This is a genomic window from Bowmanella yangjiangensis (assembly GCF_018531185.1).
GTDB lineage: Bacteria > Pseudomonadota > Gammaproteobacteria > Enterobacterales > Alteromonadaceae > Bowmanella > Bowmanella yangjiangensis.
Genome location: NZ_JAHDJU010000003.1, coordinates 603,038 through 620,528 on the forward strand (window position 1 = coordinate 603,038; position 17,491 = coordinate 620,528).

A 17,491-nucleotide genomic window follows, 5' to 3' on the forward strand; every position below is an offset into this window, starting at 1 on the left:
AATTTGGTGGAGCTAGGCGGGATCGAACCGCCGACCTCTTGCATGCCATGCAAGCGCTCTCCCAGCTGAGCTATAGCCCCTGGATTTCTGTTATTCTATGAAGTGGCGTCCCCTAGGGGATTCGAACCCCTGTTACCGCCGTGAAAGGGCGGTGTCCTAGGCCTCTAGACGAAGGGGACAGAATTTTGTCAGCGAAGCACTGCTTCGCTAAAATTCTGTAAGACGAAGTGAGCCAACGAACTGAGCGACACTTTTATCTTACAAATTCTGTCGGTAGAAAGTTACCTTTCAACCCAACGCAAACCTTCATAGTGAGACTTGGTGGAGCTAGGCGGGATCGAACCGCCGACCTCTTGCATGCCATGCAAGCGCTCTCCCAGCTGAGCTATAGCCCCGTCGTCTCTAACAGGCGCTGTTCCGTGACAGCGGGGCGCATTCTAGGCACGCCCCTATTCCCTGTCAACGCTTTTTTTAAGATTCCGATCTGTTTGCTATATAATTGAGCGCCTTGTCTAAACGCTGTGCAACTTGCTCTGGTTTTAGCAGGTTTAAGGTCACATCCAGCGACGGCGAGTTCCCTGAGCCTGTAGCTGCAACACGCAGTGGCATACCTACTTTCCCCATACCAACACCCAACTCTTCTGCGGTAGCATTGATGGCGTCATGGATAGCAGTCGGGTTCCAGTCACTGATTTCCTGTAATTTCTGTTTAACCAGCTCTAAAGGCTCTTTAGCGACAGGACGTAAGTGCTTCTTCGCCGCATTCTCATCAAAGTCTTCAAACTCTTCATAGAAATAACGGCTGGTCTCAGCCAGCTCTTTAAGGGTTTTAACCCGTTCGCCCTGAATTGCCAGTAATGCTTCCAGACTCGGGCCATTGGCAAGATTAATGCCCTGCTGCTCAAAATGCCATTTGGCATACTCAGCAACCTCGGCTGCCGGCAAGGTTTTAATGTAATGTTGATTCAACCAAATCAATTTATCGGTATTAAAGGCCGATGCTGACTGACCAATAGCATCCAGGCTGAACAGCTTAATCATTTCTTCCAGGCTGAAAATTTCCTGATCCCCATGGGACCAGCCCAAACGCACCAGATAATTAAGCAGTGCCTGTGGCAGAAATCCGTCATCGCGGTACTGCATCACGCTTACCGCACCATGACGCTTAGAGAGCTTTTTACCATCATCACCCAAAATCATCGATACGTGAGCGTATTCAGGCAAAGGCGCATTCAGTGCTTCAAGAATATTGATCTGTCTTGGCGTATTATTGATATGGTCTTCGCCGCGCACAACATGGGTAATACCCATATCCCAATCGTCCACCACCACACAGAAGTTGTAGGTTGGCGCGCCGTCGGTACGACGGATGATCAAATCGTCCAATTCGGCATTGGCAATCTCGATACGGCCACGAATATGGTCATTGATAATCACCGAGCCGTCCTGAGGATTCTTAAAGCGAATAACAAAAGGACCATCCTGCTCAACACCATGACGACATTTACCGTCATATTTGGGCTTCTGTCCTGAAGCCATTTGCTCTTCACGTAGAGCATCCAATCGCTCACGGGAGCAATAACATTTGTAAGCTTTACCTTCGGCCAGCAAATTGTCGATGACTTGGTTATAACGATCGAAACGTTTGGTTTGATAATAAGGGCCATCATCCCAGTCCAAACCCAACCATTGCATCCCTTCTAAAATGGCATCAATGGCTTCCTGAGTTGAACGTTCAATATCGGTGTCTTCAATCCGCAGTACGAATTTGCCTCCCTGGTTTTTGGCGTGTAACCAGGAATACAAGGCAGTGCGAGCGCCACCTACGTGTAAATAACCTGTTGGACTGGGCGCGAAACGGGTCACCACTGTCATCTTCTATGCTGTCCTATCAAACAAAAGTGGCGGTATTTTACCAGTCTTGACGACAGAAACCTATGGCCTTGCCGGTTGAAAAGCCATCTGCCTAAGCGGTTAATAACAGAGCAACTTTTATCCAGATTGACGCAAACAACAGCACCATGACGAGTTTTTGTTCACTTGGACCGTTTCGGGAAAATTACTGTTGACAGCTAAGCTCGCCTCCCTATAATACGCCTCCACTTGCCAAGCACAGCACGGCGGGTAGGAAATATGGATGGTTAGCTCAGCTGGGAGAGCACCGCCCTTACAAGGCGGGGGTCACTGGTTCGAACCCAGTACCATCCACCACCTTCTCTGTGCAGGCAATATCTCTCTGGATGGTTAGCTCAGCTGGGAGAGCACCGCCCTTACAAGGCGGGGGTCACTGGTTCGAACCCAGTACCATCCACCATATATCTCTGCTAGATGTAATAGCAATACTCCCTGGATGGTTAGCTCAGCTGGGAGAGCACCGCCCTTACAAGGCGGGGGTCACTGGTTCGAACCCAGTACCATCCACCATAATTTTTATTTTATCTTCAGTAATACGGTGCAAGCACCACCTGCTCCCTTTACCAACACGGGCATCACCGGCTCCAACCCAGTACCGTCCACCATAATTTTTATTTTGTCTTCAGTGATACGGTGCAAGCACCACCTGCTCCCTTTACCAACACGGGCATCACCGGCTCCAACCCAGTACCGTCCACCATAATTTTTATTTTATCTTCAGTAATACGGTGCAAGCACCACCTGCTCCCTTTACCAACACGGGCATCACCGGCTCCAACCCAGTACCGTCCACCATCTGTAATTTTTATTTTGTCTTCAGTGATACGGTGCAAGCACCACCCGCTCCCTTTACCAACACGGGCATCACCGGTTCGAACCCAGTACCATCCACCATAATTTTTATTTTATCTTCAGTAATACGGTGCAAGCACCACCTGCTCCCTTCGCCAACACGGGCATTGCCGATTATCCGAAATGCAGATAACGTTCTAGAATCTGTGCTGTTTTAATTTCCTTAGTTAGCTATCCAGGCTTGGATACACAGCTATTTCAATTCCTATCCCCAAAATATTCTCTGTATCGCACTTATTTTTCCTTACCAAACAAAGTCGTTTACCTGATAAAGCATTTAAGCATCCTGCAAAATATGCGATAAGCTAAGCCTAAGTGATGAAAAAAGAGCAGGGTTCTATGGATGCGAAGCTGGCCAAAACCTGTCGGGTACTAATTATTGATGAGCAGGTCCTGGCGCAGGGGTATATCAAATACTCGCTGGAGGAATTAGGTTTTCGTGATATTACCTATGTAGATAAAGCTAATGCCGCATTGAAGATCATCGAAGAGGAACATTTTGATCTTATCGTTTGTTCCTACAACCTGAAAAAAGATCAGGACGGTTATTACCTATACGATCAGCTTAAAAACAGCCACGCCTTGCCCCTCACCACAGCCTTTATATTTATCAGCGCAGATACTAATTCGGAGCTTGTGCATAGCATAATCGAGCTCCAGCCCGATGACTTTCTTGCCAAACCTTTTAGCGTCAAGGATTTGGACAAACGTTTAAGCCGGGTTTTAAAACGTAAGAAGGTGCTTAATCCGATTTATCGCCTGATGGATAAGGACGATTTTGTCAACGCTCTGGATGCCATTGAAGAGTTTTTAACCCGCCCGGAATTTGCTGAATTTTTTCCACTGGCATTAAAGACCAAAGGTGAGCTGCTGCTCGCCTGTGACAAAGCCAGGGATGCAAAAGAATTCTATCATGCTGTGATTAATGTACAGCCCTTTACCTGGGCGAAACTCGGGTTAGTGAATGCATTGATAAAGCTGGATGAGGATGAAGAAGCAGAAAAACTGATCCTGCAACTTGCCTTTAAACCCGACTCACAGCTAGTGGCCTATGATTTACTTTGCGGCTTACACGTAAAGCTACAGGATTTTGAATCTGCTTTAGAAGCGGTACTAATGGCAGCGGAAATATCCCCCCGCAACTTACGCCGCCATAGGGTAGCAATTAATTTATCCCGTCTAACCCATGACTATGAGACCCAGTTTGAAGCTGCTAAGCGCATTGTAAAATTTGCCAAGCATTCCATTCACGATATGCCGCAAAACTATATCAATGTAGCCAGAGCTGGCATTGATTTCGCGATGACCGCCGATGAGCAAGAGACATCCAACCTGATAAAACAGGCAAACGACTATATTCGTCAGTTTCAGCAAACCTTCCCCAAATCAGAGCTTCAGGAGCAGATAAAGGTCGTTAATGCCCGTCTTTTGTACCTACAGGATGAAAAAGAAAGGGCCCGTGCACTGGTGGAACAGTTAAGCGAGGAACCCAACCAAAGCCAGGATTTAGAGGATTTGCTCGACAAAGCCAAAGCATTTCACACGCTGGGCTTATATGACCGTTGCCAGAATGTGTTAGACGAAATAGAAAGGCGCTGCCGACTCACGCCAGAGCACGGCGAGCTTTTCCTGCATTACATTCAGCAGGAAAAACGTGAGAAGGCAGAAATCCGTCAAACGCCTAAAGAGCTCAACAACAGCGCCGTCGATTTTTATCAAAGCGGTCAGTTGGAAGCCGCGCTCAAAGCTTTTCGTCAAGCTTACAGCCTGATGCCCAAGAACCCATCTATTGCATTGAACTTGCTACAGGCAATCGCCATGAAAGTGCGCGAACAGGGTTTGTCTGAAGGAGCTGCGAGCATGGTGGAGCGCTGTATCCTGACAATTGAAAACGGCAAGCTGAATGATGAGCAAGAAGAACGTTATCTGAAGGTAAAAAGCTTTCTTCAAGAGGCGGTATAGATTTCTTCTGACGGTTGTTACAATCCGCCCCCTTAACCACTCAATATCAACAACATGCGCCGCAGCAAATTTCCCATTGATGAGGATCAACAGGTCAACTGGTCAGTTTTTTGGCAACTGATTCCATATCTTAATGAGTTCAAATCCCGGGTTTTATTGGCACTGCTATGTCTGGTCGGTGCCAAGCTTGCCAGTGTCGGCATGCCTTTTGTACTTAAGCACGTGGTAGATGATCTAAATGTCTCAACGCCAGAGGTGGCTTTAGTTGCAGTACCCATTGCACTCATAGTTGCCTATGGTTTGCTTAGGCTATTCAGCGTGTTAGCGGGTGAAATCCGCGACACCTTGTTTGGCAGAGTTACCGAGCGTGCCATGCGTCGTCTAGGCCTTAAAGTTTTTGAACATTTACACCGACTGGACCTGGATTTTCACCTGAATCGCCAGACCGGCGGCCTGTCGCGGGATATTGAGCGCGGCACCACGGGTATCGGTTTTCTGATGCGTTTTATGGTGTTCAATATAGTCCCAACACTGCTGGAAATCAGCCTGGTGGCCGGGCTGTTGCTGCACAACTATGGCGTTGGCTTTGCCGTGGTGATTATGCTGTCTGTATTTGCATATGTATGGTTTTCGGTGAAAGCCACCCATTGGCGCACCCGCTATGTACGAGAAGTGAATCTGGCCGATTCCTCCACCAATTCAAGAGCCATAGATAGCCTGCTGAACTACGAAACCGTTAAATATTTTAATAACGAAGATTATGAAGCCAAACGTTACGACCAGGATTTAGCCGACTGGGAGCAAGCCCGGCGTAAAAACCGTTTGTCCCTTTTTGTATTAAATGGTGGGCAAGCTTTTGTAATCGCTGCAGCCATGACGGCCATGATGTGGATGGCCGCCAACCAGGTAGCGGCAGGTAAAATGACCTTAGGTGATTTTGTCCTTATTAACGCCTTCACCATGCAAGTTTTTATGCCGCTGAACTTCCTTGGCTTTGTATACCGCGAAATCCGTGGTGCACTGGCCAATATTGAGAATCTGTTCAAGTTGCTGGATAAAGTCCCCGCTATCAGTGATGCCAATAACAGCACTTCGCTACACATAAGCAAGGGGCAAATAGAATTTAAAAATGTCAGCTTCCATTATCGACATGACCGCCCTATCTTACGCGGCGTCAATTTCAAGGTTGAACCCGGTCAACGGGTTGCCGTAGTCGGCGAGTCGGGAGCAGGTAAGTCAACCCTGGTTAAGTTGTTGTTTAGATTTTACGATGTTTCCGATGGCGGCATTTTTATCGACGGTCAGGATATCAGAAAGGTTAGCCAATCATCATTGCGCAAAGCCATTGGTATCGTCCCGCAGGATACCGTGCTATTTAATGACACCCTCTACGAAAACGTGCACTACGCCAGACCCGATGCCAGTGAACAGGAAGTCAAGCAAGCCATTCGCTTGGCGCACTTGGAACATTTCGTAGAATCACTGCCAGATGGATATCAAACTATGGTGGGCGAACGAGGGCTGAAATTATCGGGAGGCGAAAAGCAGCGGGTTGCTATCGCCAGGGTTATCCTCAAACGTCCGCCTATTTTGTTATTTGACGAAGCGACGTCATCGCTGGACAGTCAATCCGAGGGAGCCATACTCACGGCGCTGCGCGAAGTAGCCCAAGGTCACACCAGCCTGGTGATTGCCCATCGCTTATCCACCATAGTGGATGCTGACAATATCCTGGTTATGCATCAGGGCCGGATTGTTGAGCAAGGTCAGCACTGCGAGTTGCTCGCGAGCAATGGCTACTACGCCAGACTCTGGCAACACCAGCAGCAGGAGGCTAACGAATGAACGAGCAACAACTTATGCTGGAAGCCATTAACCAAACCATGCCCTTTGGTAAATATGCCGGTCGCAAACTGTTGGAATTACCCGAACCCTATCTGGTGTGGTTTGCCCAAAAGGGATTTCCTGCCGGCAAACTCGGTGAGCAACTCGCATTGGTGCATGAAATTAAGGTTAATGGCTTAGAGCAAATGCTAAGACCTTTATTAAGGTAACAATATGCGCAGCCGCCATAAAAAAGACCGCCCTTATCAAATTAAGAAAACCGGCATTAAGGATGAAAATATCGACCGGCAGATTCTTATTCTGCATAGAGCCATGCTAGATAAGCTTTGCCAGCAGCCTACACTGGTCGAAAACGTATTCAGCACTCTGGATAGCCGCAAAGAGCAAGGACGGCTCGGTCATGGTGCCTATCTGACTTGGTACTGTGCTCTTGAGCACTTAACCGATGCACCACAACAAATGTATGACGCATTATTGGAAGACAGCCCGCGTATGCGCAAGTTGCGCCGCCAAACTCCGCTGGTGGGAATATTGACAGAAGAAGAGCGTCAGCAAGCTCTATTGGCCGATGCGCTGGGTCAGACCAGTATCCAAACCCTGTTAGGTTAACCCGCATGTTTCACATCCCAAAGCCACTTAACAAAGGCGATACCGTTGCCATCACAGCCCCCTCCTCCGGCGTGCCACAAGCAATGCATCCCCGTTTAGACTTGGTTTTAGCGCATCTGCGTAATCAGGGCTATCGCGTCATTGAAGGACAATGCTTACGCGACAATCATCAGCATGTCAGCGCCAGTAAGGCGCTCAGAACAAAAGAACTTATGGACTTTTTGCTGGATCCACAAGTTGACGCCATTTTGCCCCCCTGGGGTGGCGAGATTGGTATGGATCTGTTGGACGCGCTTGATTACGACCAGTTGGCCAAGGTTCGCCCTAAATGGCTGGTCGGCCATTCAGATATCAGTACCTTGTTAAACGCCCTGACGAGCAAATTAGGTTGGTGTACTGCCCACACGACGAATCTGATGCAGATGGTACCGACAGAAAGTGAGCCGCTAACCGCCTCAGCATTAATGCCGCTTAGCTTAGCATCAGGCCAGTCCTTTACTCAGCATGCTTCCAGCCATTACCAATTAAAGGGCTTGAATTTCAGTGAGTTTCCGCAGCAAGGGCTACAGCTTGGGCCTAAAAGCCAGTGGAAGGTTTTAGGTCAGGCAGATGAAGTGGAATGCCGCGGTCACTTATTCGGTGGTTGCCTGGATATCCTCATCCACCTTGCCGGTACTGAATATTTTGACATAAATAGGTTTGAACAGCGGTCGCAAGGCCAGGGCATGATTCTCTACCTGGAAAATGCTGAGCTAAGTGCACCAGCTATGTTTCGCGCCTTGCAGGGGTTGAAATACCGAGGCTTCTTTAGACATCTCAATGGACTGCTAATCGGCCGCAATGCCGCCCCAAGTCATGACCCAACATTCAATGATCAGCAAATACTGACACAGCTATTTGCCGACGCGCCATTTCCGGTGATTTATGATGCTGATATAGGTCATCTGCCACCCAATATGACACTGCTAAATGGTGTTCTTGCTGTGGTTAAAGTAAGCAGAGCTAACACTTCATTAACCCAGCATTTATAACCTCTAATAAGTTAGCATTGGTATATGTCTAATTTTTTTACACCACATGTAAAGCCCTTGCAAGAAAAACACATAACCTATTGAAATAAATATCAATATAAATATTGGCACAAATTTAGCTTTGGCATGGCACAACTTCTTCATGCCGTACCTCCTGCATAACAAAAAGTTGTCACCCTCACACCGAATTAAGTAGTTACTTTAGGGAATAAAACATGAAAAAACTTATCACGCTTTTAAGCTTTTTCGGATTTTGTTGTACTGCGCAAGCCGCGCTAATCACATCATCCTTTACTGGCAATTTTAACGATGACAATAGTCGCTACTACATCCAATTTGATGTAACAGCAGACAATACTCAGGTCAATTTGATCAGCTTCAGTTACGCGGGTGGCGTGAACGCTGCTGGTACCAGCATTGTAGATGGCGGCTTTGACCCGCAGTTGTTTGTATTCGACAGTGCTAACAATCTGCTGCAATCCAATGATGACGGCTCTAATGTGACATCGGTGAGCTCCGGTAATTCATGGGATGCCCTGATCAATATTTCGCTGAATATCGGCACTTACTTTGCCGTGCTGACACAGTACAACAGTGACTACCAGTCAGGTGATTTGGTAACAGGCAACTGGTCACCAGCAAACCAAACTAACTTTAATGGTCGCAGCTCCTTCTTCGCTTTCGATATCAGTGGTGAAGACCTGGCCAACGTTGGTGGTATTGGTCACAATGTGACTACTGTTCCAGAACCATCCAGTCTGGCACTGCTGGGCTTGGCACTACTTGGTCTAGGTGCACGTCGTAAGTTTTCCTAACGTCAAGCACCTTAAAAAAACAACCGCCTATTGGCGGTTGTTTTGTTTATAGCGCTGAGAATCTACCTAATACTACACGCGAACGCTTAATCCACGCGATAGTGCTGTACGGTATGACAAGATAGCCGGTATCAAGGCCAACACAGCGGCCAACCCAACGATAATCCCCAGGTACCCCAAGGTTGAACCAGAAAGCGGCAAGCTATTGATAAACAAACCATACTCACTGCTTATCCAGCCCTTTAACAACGCCAATAAACCAGCTAAGCCCAGATAACCTGCCGCCGCCCCAACCAGAGCAATTAAAATGGCTTCCAGTTCTATCAGCAGCAACACAAAGCTGGCGTGTGCGCCAATAGCACGTAATACCGCAATCTCGCGTTCACGCTCCCTCATTGAGGCCAACAGCATAGTCGTCATGCCCAATAAGCTCGCCAGTAATACAAGCAAGGCAATCAGTGCCAGGGCTTTTTCCACCATCCCCATCATCTGCCATAACTCGGCAAGAGCGACACCGGGGATAATCGCCAGTAGCGGTTCTGCTTTGTATTCATTGACCTTACGCTGAAAGGTCAGTGTACCGATACGGGACTTCAGCCCTACCAGCATGGCGGTAACCGAGCCTGGCTGTAGATCATGCCCTACCCCCTGCGCCGCATGGTCATGGTCATGGTCATGGTCATGGTCATGGTCATGGTCATGGTCATCAGCATGTTCTTGATTCGATTGAGCTTGAGAAGTTACTTGCACTTTCGGATGGTCGTGCCCGCTATGACTGCCCGAAGTGTGAATCAACTCAATGGAAGCCAGATTGACGTGCACTGTCTGATCAACAGGTGTGCCGGTCGGTGCCAGGATCCCAACCACTTTAAACGGGTAAGCATCATGATGGGTAAAACTCACCTCACCGGTGCCATGAGAAATGACCAACTCATCACCTAAATGATAATGCAGCTTAGCTGCCACCTCACTGCCCAAAACAACTTGCTGTGTGGTGGAAAAGGCTGTCCCTTTATCAAAGCTAAGAGCTTGACGACTACCATACTTAAAGTGCGTAAAGTAATCCGGCGTGGTGCCCATCACGCGGTATCCCTTGTGGGAGTCGCCTAAAGAAATAGGCACTGCCCAGGCCACTTCTTTCGACTGACTTAGCGCCTGGTAGGTCTGCCAGGATAAGTTGTTGCTGGGATTGCCAATACGAAATACCGAGTACAGCAATAAGTTAGTAGAGCCGGTTCTGGCCCCTACAATTAAATCAACACCGGAAACCGTGCGACCAAAGCTGCTCTTCAGTTCATTTTTAAGATGATCCACCCCCAGCATAATGAATACCGAAACAGCGATGGAAAATGCGGTTAAAAGTACCGTAAGGCGACGATTCCATAAACTGGCAGAGGCAATACGTAGCAGCATCAGGCAGTCTCCTCAATGACAGAAAGCGCACGCAAGTCCTGGTGAATGTCAAAATAATCTTTGAGGGTCTTATCGTGACTGACAAATACCACCGTGGCCTTAGTCTCTTCTACGCAGCCAAGCAGTAAATGCAAAAACTGATCTCTTAAATCTGAATCCAATGCCGACGTTGGTTCATCAGCAATGATAATTTCGGGTTTGTTTAACAAAGCTCGAGCCACCGCCACCCGCTGCTGCTGTCCCACACTCAAATTACTGGCCCGGCGCGCCAGTAGCGCCTCGTGCAACTCCAAACGCTCCAGCATATGGGCTAGAAACCCTTGGTCACGCTCACCATTGCCACCAAAATTCCAGGCTAACTCGATGTTTTCCTGCACACTTAAATAGGGTAACAGATTAAACTGCTGGAAAATCATACCGATATGCCTGGCCCGAAAACGATCCCGCTTGCCAGCGCTAAGCGCCGTTATATCCTGCCCCAACAGGCTAATCTTGCCTTGCTGAGGTTTCAGAATACCTGACAGTAAGTTCAGTAAGGTGGACTTACCACTGCCGGACGGCCCGTATAAAAATACCCTCTGGCCTTTATCCACTTGCCAGTGCTGGATATTCAGTAAAGGTTTGCCTTCCCAGCCAAAACGAACCTTATCCAGTTGTATTACGGGTTGGATTTCTTGCATCGTCATGTTCTCTTCAGACTGCATTTTGTTATGATGTAACATTATTTGGTTTATTGTGTCGGTTTCCAATGCGACTTGCAATTTTGCTTATCCTTGTATTCCCTCCGTTGGTCTTAGCTGGAGATGTTTTTCGCACTATCGAATGGGAAGCCTTGCTACCAGAACGAGATCAAAAGGCCTTTGATGAAGCGCCGCCAATCAATCACAGTGAGGATCCTTTCGTTGTTCCACAGACAGATCAGCAGGAAGCCGACAGTATTCAACAACAGATTGATGAGATTAAACGCAAGCGACTAAGCGAAGCCTTGGTATCGACCCGCATACGCGCCGAATTCAACCAGCAGGCGTTGCGCCTGGCCGGATTTGTCGTACCCCTGGAGTACCATTCAGATAACACAGTACAAAGTGCATTTCTGGTTCCCTATTTTGGCGCCTGCATTCATATGCCCCCACCACCACCCAACCAAATTATCTATTTGCAGTTTCCTCCCGGACATAAGGTCGAGGATATTTATCAGGCCTATTGGCTGTCAGGCATTCTTTCCACACAGCTTACCGAAAACGAGGTTGCTACCGCCGCCTACAGCATGCAGGTAAAGGAAGTTCACCCATACGAGGGCTAAATGAACTGAGTGGCCTTACCTGTTGCAATTAGCTCAAGCAAACAAGCCAATGAGATTGATTCGCAATAGCAGAATTGTTAAAGTTAGCACGCTTTAATTCTTCTCGCACACATCAACCTTGATGGATTTATCATGACACACAACGTTTCCAAGCTGACTCTGGCACTTGCTATTGCAGCCTCCCCTGCTTTAGCTAACGACAACATCGAAAAACTCACGGTTTTAGGCTCAACAACAGCCATCAATCATATTCCTGGTTCGGCCCACTACCTTGACAGTAAAACATTGGCACAATTTGCTTATACCGATGTGATGCGCGCCCTGGTTAGCGTTCCAGGTGTTTATGTGACAGAAGAAGATGGCTATGGCCTGCGTCCAAATATCGGCATGCGTGGCACCGGCCAGGATCGTTCAGACAAGCTGATTATTATGGAAGATGGCGTACTTGCAGCACCCGCTCCATACACAGCCCCAGCGGCTTACTATTTCCCCACTATGGGACGTATGCAGTCGGTGGAAGTGTTGAAAGGCACTTCCTCCGTTCGCTTTGGTCCCCGCACCACAGGTGGCGTGATTAACCTCAATTCCGTCGCTATTCCAGAGCAAGCCTTTGCTGGTCACTTAAATCTGGCGCTGGGCACAGACAACTTCAATAAAGAGCATCTGGTACTGGGCGGCTCAAATGAGCGCTTCGGAGCCGTTGTGGAAGGCTTTCGCTATGCGGCTGATGGTTTCAAATCGCTGCCAGGTGGACAAGACACCGGTTTTGAAAAACACGATCTGCTAGGTAAGTTTTCCGCAGTGCTTAGCGAAGATGGCCGTCATCACCTGTTAGTTAAACTGGCGCAAGCCGAAGAGCGTTCTGACGAAACCTACATTGGCATTCTCGATAAGGACTTCGCTAGCGACCCTTTCCGTCGCTACGCTGCCTCTCAGTTGGATGTGATGAACACCGATCACGACCTGATTCAGGTATCACACACCTGGCAGATGACTAATGAAAGTAGTCTGGTAACCACAGTCTATCGTAATGAATTTGCCCGTAACTGGTATAAGGCCGATCGCATCGGTGGTAAGAGTTTAAGCGGCGGCGGTTTGGAACTGGCCAGTGAATTTGAAGCCAATCCAAACGGTGAATTAGCCGTGCGTTTGAAAAACAATAACCGCCAATACCTTAGCCAGGGAATTCAGACCGAGTACAGCCTGAGCCTTGGCGACCACCAGTTAGTGCTAGGTGCTCGCCTGCATGAAGATGAGGAAGACCGTTTCCAGTGGACGGACACTTATATGATGGACAGCAGCCTGACTATGCGCTTGGACAGTGCTGGCGTGCCAGGTACAGATACTAACCGTTTGAGCAGTGCCAATGCTCTGGCCTTATATGCTCAAGGCAGCATGGTATTTGATGACCTTACCATTAACGCAGGCTTACGCTACGAAGATGTTGAAATGAAGCGTGAAGACTGGAATAAAGCACCGGATCGTCTGCAAGACCCCAGTGTGAAAAAGCACAGTCTGTCGTTACTCAACCCCATGCTGGGTATCAGCTATCAGTTGGCTGACAACTGGGTCATGATCGGCAGCGTTCAACGTGGTGTGGCCCCCCCATCGCCGGGCAACGAACAAACTGCCGAAGAAAAGAGCCTGAATATGGAAGCCGGGGTACGTTATCGCGATAACGAATTGGCCTTTGAAGCCATCGCCTTCAACAGCGACTATGACAATATGCATGGTAACTGTACCGCCAGCCAGGGTTGTGATGACGCCAATATTGGCAATCAATACAACGCCGGCGAAGTAGATATTCAAGGCTTCGAAATGCTGGTCAGCCAGGCTTTCCAGTTGGATAACCTGCGAATTCCGGTCAGCCTGACCTACACCTATACCAAAGGTGAATTTAAGAACAGCTTTGAGTCCGACAATGAAATTTGGGGCAGTGTACAAAAAGGCGACGAGTTGCCTTACCTGCCTGACCATCAACTACTGTTACAAACCGGCCTGCAAAGCGGCGACTGGCAGGCGAACCTGAGTCTGCGTTATCAGCAGGAGATGCGCACCAGCGCTGGTCAGGGAAGTATTGCCGATCTGGATAAGGTCAAAGCCCAAACTGTGGTAGATGCCAGTGTCCATTATCAGTTGGCTGACAATCAGCGCCTGTCGTTGCTGATCGACAATCTGTTTGACCGCGAATACGCCGCTACCCGCGTACATGGCGGCTTGCAGCCGGGTAAACCGCGCTACATCACGCTTGGCTATGAACTGAGCTTCTAAACTCCAGCCTGCCAGACCGCGCCCGCCACGCTGGTGCGGTCTGCTTTTCACCTCCCTTCTTCAACGCAAAATTCACCTACCAGTGCCATCCGGCATAGTCTTTGCTCCTCATCTTTAAAATATCGAACTTACCAGCATTAGCTGAGGCTCCATGCTATCTGAAAAGGAGGCCAAGCCCTTGATGCATAAGGACTGCGAGGATGAATAGTGAAGGTTGCTAACCGGCTCAACGCAAAATCGGTCTGTCTCTATATGGCAACGCTATGGACCTTACTGGCATGTGCAGATGGGGCTATAGTCACCGCCAGACAAGCCGAGCCTATCGCCGCCATGAGGCTGCAACCAGCGGAACTGGCGGCGTTAAGCCATCCACAAACTGACGCTGGTACAAGACTGTCGCCAGCCAACAACAATCCCGCATTTGAACTGGTTGAGGTTCTGATCACTCCCTTGTTTCACTCCGCCAGTATCACCTTGCAAAATATCGCCACCGGTTACCAAGCTCGCGTGACCTTTCAACAAGATGGGGCCCTGCAATGGCAGCAAGCCTTGGACTTGCAGCACGAGCCTGTCCATCAGAACCTGTCGGGCAGCCTGGTCGGATTGGCCGAGGATAGCCAGTATCATCTGCGCATCCGGCTTTATCAGGATGAGCAGCTAAAACACGAGTTCGTTCGCTCCTTTCATACTCGCAGCAATCAGCCCCCCATAGATCCCAATAAAATTTACCGCCTGCAGGATATCTACCAGGGCGGCGTTTTAGATTTGGAAGCGTTGAAGATAGAAGGAAAGCCGGATGGCTGGGCGAAAATTGTCGGCAACGGCCAACTGACCATTCAGGCCGGGGAACAGGACGATGTTGCGCTCAATATAGGCGACAATAGTTACATCTATTTTGAAAATATCCGGCTAAGAGGTGGCCGGCGACATGCGATCAGCAGCCTCAACGCGCATCACCTGTGGTTTAATCGCTGTGATGTTGCGGGTTGGGGACGTTATGCCACGGATATTCGTGACGGCCTTGCGTACGAAAATGACCAGGCCTCTCAGCCCATCAACTATGACGCCGGTTTTAATCTGCAACAAAGCGGCGTGATAGTCATTGAACATTGCCATGTTCATTCTCCCGTTCCAGCTGCCAATCACTGGGGATATGGGCACCCACATGGTGCAACAGCTTTCCTGGCCGCCGCCAACCACCCTAACCCTGATTTCGCCGGGCAGATCGTCCTTAGGTACAACCATTTTGTCGGAACCGATAAGCATAGGTTCAATGACGTGATTGAGAGCCGCAGTAATGGCCAGTCATGGGGCGGTTTTGTGCGTGACTCTGCTATTCATGACAATGTTATTGCCTTTGCCAATGACGACCTGATCGAGCTGGACGGCGGTCAGAGCAATGTGCTGGTATACAACAACGACCTGCAACAGGGTTACAGTGCCATCAGTGCCACTCCTATCCGACAAGGGCCAAGCTATATATTTCACAATCATATTTATAATCTTGGCGATCAGCGTCAGCGGGCCTGGGCGGCAATTAAACTGGGGGGAATGCTGAGTGCCCCCATAGGAAAAAGCCTAATTTTTGAAAATCTGGTGATCAGTCGCAGCAACGGCATTGCAGCCGCCAACTTTAAAGGAGACAACAGTTTTTGGACGGATGCACGTAACAATGTGTTTATCCATGATAGGTACTGGCAAGTTATGGGTTACGGCATCTACGATGAGTTACCTTTGGATGCATCAAACTTCGTCAATAACTACCTGTTTAACCTGGCGACAGGACAGCCCGAATACCGAGCTCGACTGGATCTTCCCTTCTCCAATCCCGACATGCTTCAACGCCAGGTGGCAGAACAACTCAGTCAGCAAGGTTCCCCCATTGCACTGTCTATCCCGCCCGCACTGCGGATAGCTAATTTTTCTCGCCTGACCAGCCAGGATCAGGTGCTTATTGGGGCTTTACCCATCAACACACTCAGAGAGGCCAAATGATATCTCACCAGCATCAATGTATTTTCATTCACATCCCAAAATGCGCGGGTACGAGTATTGAAAGAGCTCTGGGTCACTTCGCCTTTCATCGTGGTGGCCGGGACGGACAGGACCATCGTAGCCTGCGTATGCTGCAACAACCCTTGCCCATTATGCAGGCCTGGCGGAACAGTGAAAATATCAAAGAGATACTAAGACGCGAAAAGTACCGTTGGCGGCGCCATAGCAATCCTTGTAATGGCTTGCAGGTCAATCCACGGCAATACCAACAGTATTTCAAATTCAGCATTGTCAGAAACCCCTGGGACAGAGCCTACTCTTGGTATAAAAATGCCACGCGAGACCCTTATCACAGAAGAGTATTGGGAATTGATGCCGACATACCCTTCTCAGACTTTTTGCAGCGGTTCATAGGAAAGGGCTTTCTGCGCTCACAATTGCATTGGCTGACCAACTTTGATGGGCAGATTGCATTGGACCACCTGGGCCGTTTTGAAAACCTGCAAGAGGATTTTGTGCTGATTTGTGACAAGCTGGGTATCCGCAACATCCATCTGCCCCATGCCATTAGCGGAGACGCCAGGGACTATCGACAGGCTTATCGGCAAGCCGACATCGAACTGGTTGCACAGCATTACCAGCAGGAAATTCACTTACTCAATTATCAGTTTGAATAGCCAGGGAGGTATCAATGCACCTTTATCAGGACCAATTCAGTAAAGAGCACGACTTTGCCAAGCAAAAACAAGCAGATAAATTTCTGGTGATTGCGTCAACCCAAAGGTGTGGCAGCCATATGCTGGGACATGCTCTGTACTGTACAGGCGTATTCGGCTTTCCGCTTGAATACGCCAATCCACTTAACCTCAAAGAATGGGAAAAACAGTTAGGCGCCCGTGGCCTGCATAACGTACTGGATATTTTGCAGCAGAGGCGCACATCGGCAAATGGGGTATTTTCTATTAAGGTCCATTACGACCATATCCGCGAGTTTCAGGGATTCCCTAATTTGCTTAAGCGCTTCCCTGATGCATTATTTGTGCTACTGCATCGTCGAGACACCTTAAAGCAAGCCCTATCATTTTCCAAAGCAAAGCAAACTGGTGTATGGATAGCGGGTCAGGAAGCCAAACAAGACAACGCCGAATTCGATTATCAGGATGTAAACTTCTGCCTGAAAAAAATCATCCAGGACACCGCCAGTTGGCGCTACCTGCTGGCATCACAGGGCTGTCGATTCTTGGATATGGAGTATGAAGCCTTGCGGGCGGACCTGACGGCAGGCGTACAACGCATCGCCTCGGCCATGGATATCACCTTACCCATCAGCACTATTCGCGAACTAACCCAGCGCCAGGCAGATAGGCAACGCGACGTCTGGCAACAGCAGTTTCTAGCCTTACACCAGGGCAAGCAGGAACAACTATTCAAAGCACCCAGCGGCATAAAATCGCGAATACGCCGCCTGTTGGGATATTAAG

At 48.8% G+C, this 17,491-nt stretch carries 15 protein-coding genes and 6 tRNA genes; 14 read left to right on the plus strand and 7 right to left on the minus strand.

Annotated features, from left to right (window positions below):
* Nucleotides 1–4: 4 nt before the first annotated feature.
* The 4 genes from KJY73_RS18365 to gltX form a co-directional block, all read right to left on the minus strand.
* Nucleotides 5–80, minus strand: a tRNA-Ala gene (locus KJY73_RS18365).
* A 23-nt stretch (nucleotides 81–103) separates the two neighbouring features.
* Nucleotides 104–179, minus strand: a tRNA-Glu gene (locus KJY73_RS18370).
* Between the two features lie 140 nt (nucleotides 180–319).
* Nucleotides 320–395 (minus strand) — tRNA-Ala (locus KJY73_RS18375).
* A gap of 76 nt (nucleotides 396–471) precedes the next feature.
* The gene (gene gltX / locus KJY73_RS18380) at nucleotides 472–1,875 is read right to left on the minus strand and encodes a glutamate--tRNA ligase (RefSeq protein WP_214345127.1); all 1,404 of its coding nucleotides are present in this window, start codon (nucleotides 1,873–1,875) and stop codon (nucleotides 472–474) included.
* Between the two features lie 260 nt (nucleotides 1,876–2,135).
* Here gltX and KJY73_RS18385 point away from each other — a divergent pair.
* The 3 genes from KJY73_RS18385 (at nucleotide 2,136) to KJY73_RS18395 (ending at nucleotide 2,424) form a co-directional block, all read left to right on the plus strand.
* A tRNA-Val gene (locus KJY73_RS18385) sits at nucleotides 2,136–2,211 on the plus strand.
* Between the two features lie 27 nt (nucleotides 2,212–2,238).
* Nucleotides 2,239–2,314: transfer RNA gene (locus KJY73_RS18390), tRNA-Val, on the plus strand.
* Nucleotides 2,315–2,348: 34 nt separating this feature from the next.
* Nucleotides 2,349–2,424: transfer RNA gene (locus tag KJY73_RS18395), tRNA-Val, on the plus strand.
* 101 nt (nucleotides 2,425–2,525) lie between these two features.
* Here the strand turns inward: KJY73_RS18395 and KJY73_RS18400 are convergent.
* Nucleotides 2,526–2,747 (minus strand): hypothetical protein, encoded by a 222-nt coding sequence (locus KJY73_RS18400; RefSeq protein WP_214345128.1) that lies wholly within the window; start codon nucleotides 2,745–2,747, stop codon nucleotides 2,526–2,528.
* A 337-nt stretch (nucleotides 2,748–3,084) separates the two neighbouring features.
* Here KJY73_RS18400 and KJY73_RS18405 point away from each other — a divergent pair, with 337 nt between their 5' ends.
* The 6 genes from KJY73_RS18405 (at nucleotide 3,085) to KJY73_RS18430 (ending at nucleotide 9,028) form a co-directional block, all read left to right on the plus strand.
* A complete protein-coding gene (locus KJY73_RS18405) occupies nucleotides 3,085–4,728 on the plus strand; it encodes a response regulator (RefSeq protein WP_232848725.1) in 1,644 nt (547 codons plus the stop codon).
* A gap of 54 nt (nucleotides 4,729–4,782) precedes the next feature.
* Entirely contained in the window at nucleotides 4,783–6,573 is a 1,791-nt protein-coding gene (locus KJY73_RS18410) for an ABCB family ABC transporter ATP-binding protein/permease (RefSeq protein ID WP_214345129.1), read from the plus strand.
* Nucleotides 6,570–6,782 carry a DUF3820 family protein gene (locus KJY73_RS18415; protein ID WP_214345130.1) on the plus strand — a complete coding sequence of 71 codons (213 nt, stop codon included), beginning with the start codon at nucleotides 6,570–6,572 and terminating at the stop codon, nucleotides 6,780–6,782. The genes KJY73_RS18410 and KJY73_RS18415 overlap by 4 nt, the downstream gene beginning before the upstream one ends.
* Nucleotides 6,783–6,786: 4 nt before the next feature.
* Entirely contained in the window at nucleotides 6,787–7,182 is a 396-nt protein-coding gene (locus KJY73_RS18420) for a hypothetical protein (RefSeq protein WP_214345131.1), read from the plus strand.
* Between the two features lie 5 nt (nucleotides 7,183–7,187).
* Nucleotides 7,188–8,213: a S66 family peptidase gene (locus KJY73_RS18425; RefSeq protein ID WP_214345132.1), complete on the plus strand. Its 1,026-nt coding sequence runs from the start codon at nucleotides 7,188–7,190 to the stop codon at nucleotides 8,211–8,213.
* A 215-nt stretch (nucleotides 8,214–8,428) separates the two neighbouring features.
* A complete protein-coding gene (locus KJY73_RS18430; RefSeq protein WP_214345330.1) occupies nucleotides 8,429–9,028 on the plus strand; it encodes a DVUA0089 family protein in 600 nt (199 codons plus the stop codon).
* A 72-nt stretch (nucleotides 9,029–9,100) separates the two neighbouring features.
* Here the strand turns inward: KJY73_RS18430 and KJY73_RS18435 are convergent, their stop codons facing one another.
* A complete protein-coding gene (locus KJY73_RS18435) occupies nucleotides 9,101–10,441 on the minus strand; it encodes an ABC transporter permease (protein WP_214345133.1) in 1,341 nt (446 codons plus the stop codon).
* The gene (locus tag KJY73_RS18440) at nucleotides 10,441–11,127 is read right to left on the minus strand and encodes an ABC transporter ATP-binding protein (protein ID WP_232848726.1); all 687 of its coding nucleotides are present in this window, start codon (nucleotides 11,125–11,127) and stop codon (nucleotides 10,441–10,443) included. Before KJY73_RS18440 ends, KJY73_RS18435 begins: the two co-directional genes overlap by 1 nt.
* Nucleotides 11,128–11,189: 62 nt before the next feature.
* Here KJY73_RS18440 and KJY73_RS18445 point away from each other — a divergent pair, with 62 nt between their 5' ends.
* From KJY73_RS18445 to KJY73_RS18465, 5 genes are all read left to right on the plus strand, one after another.
* Nucleotides 11,190–11,744: a DUF3299 domain-containing protein gene (locus KJY73_RS18445; RefSeq protein WP_214345134.1), complete on the plus strand. Its 555-nt coding sequence runs from the start codon at nucleotides 11,190–11,192 to the stop codon at nucleotides 11,742–11,744.
* 132 nt (nucleotides 11,745–11,876) lie between these two features.
* Nucleotides 11,877–14,015 carry a TonB-dependent receptor family protein gene (locus tag KJY73_RS18450; protein WP_214345135.1) on the plus strand — a complete coding sequence of 713 codons (2,139 nt, stop codon included), beginning with the start codon at nucleotides 11,877–11,879 and terminating at the stop codon, nucleotides 14,013–14,015.
* Between the two features lie 207 nt (nucleotides 14,016–14,222).
* Nucleotides 14,223–16,010 carry a hypothetical protein gene (locus KJY73_RS18455; protein WP_214345136.1) on the plus strand — a complete coding sequence of 596 codons (1,788 nt, stop codon included), beginning with the start codon at nucleotides 14,223–14,225 and terminating at the stop codon, nucleotides 16,008–16,010.
* Nucleotides 16,007–16,687, plus strand: coding sequence for a sulfotransferase family 2 domain-containing protein (locus tag KJY73_RS18460; protein ID WP_214345137.1), 681 nt, complete (start codon nucleotides 16,007–16,009; stop codon nucleotides 16,685–16,687). The genes KJY73_RS18455 and KJY73_RS18460 overlap by 4 nt, the downstream gene beginning before the upstream one ends.
* Nucleotides 16,688–16,701: 14 nt before the next feature.
* Nucleotides 16,702–17,490: a Stf0 family sulfotransferase gene (locus tag KJY73_RS18465; protein ID WP_214345138.1), complete on the plus strand. Its 789-nt coding sequence runs from the start codon at nucleotides 16,702–16,704 to the stop codon at nucleotides 17,488–17,490.
* The last annotated feature ends 1 nt before the right edge of the window (nucleotide 17,491 follow it).

Excerpts from the sequence above, each read along its gene's own strand:
- gltX (WP_214345127.1), bottom strand. The coding sequence starts at position 1,875 with ATGACAGTGGTGACCCGTTTCGCGCCCAGTCCAACAGGTTATTTACAC.
- KJY73_RS18405 (WP_232848725.1), top strand. The coding sequence starts at position 3,085 with ATGAAAAAAGAGCAGGGTTCTATGGATGCGAAGCTGGCCAAAACCTGT.
- KJY73_RS18410 (WP_214345129.1), top strand. The coding sequence starts at position 4,783 with ATGCGCCGCAGCAAATTTCCCATTGATGAGGATCAACAGGTCAACTGG.
- KJY73_RS18415 (WP_214345130.1), top strand. The coding sequence starts at position 6,570 with ATGAACGAGCAACAACTTATGCTGGAAGCCATTAACCAAACCATGCCC.
- KJY73_RS18420 (WP_214345131.1), top strand. The coding sequence starts at position 6,787 with ATGCGCAGCCGCCATAAAAAAGACCGCCCTTATCAAATTAAGAAAACC.
- KJY73_RS18425 (WP_214345132.1), top strand. The coding sequence starts at position 7,188 with ATGTTTCACATCCCAAAGCCACTTAACAAAGGCGATACCGTTGCCATC.
- KJY73_RS18430 (WP_214345330.1), top strand. The coding sequence starts at position 8,429 with ATGAAAAAACTTATCACGCTTTTAAGCTTTTTCGGATTTTGTTGTACT.
- KJY73_RS18435 (WP_214345133.1), bottom strand. The coding sequence starts at position 10,441 with ATGCTGCTACGTATTGCCTCTGCCAGTTTATGGAATCGTCGCCTTACG.
- KJY73_RS18440 (WP_232848726.1), bottom strand. The coding sequence starts at position 11,127 with ATGACGATGCAAGAAATCCAACCCGTAATACAACTGGATAAGGTTCGT.
- KJY73_RS18445 (WP_214345134.1), top strand. The coding sequence starts at position 11,190 with ATGCGACTTGCAATTTTGCTTATCCTTGTATTCCCTCCGTTGGTCTTA.
- KJY73_RS18450 (WP_214345135.1), top strand. The coding sequence starts at position 11,877 with ATGACACACAACGTTTCCAAGCTGACTCTGGCACTTGCTATTGCAGCC.
- KJY73_RS18460 (WP_214345137.1), top strand. The coding sequence starts at position 16,007 with ATGATATCTCACCAGCATCAATGTATTTTCATTCACATCCCAAAATGC.
- KJY73_RS18465 (WP_214345138.1), top strand. The coding sequence starts at position 16,702 with ATGCACCTTTATCAGGACCAATTCAGTAAAGAGCACGACTTTGCCAAG.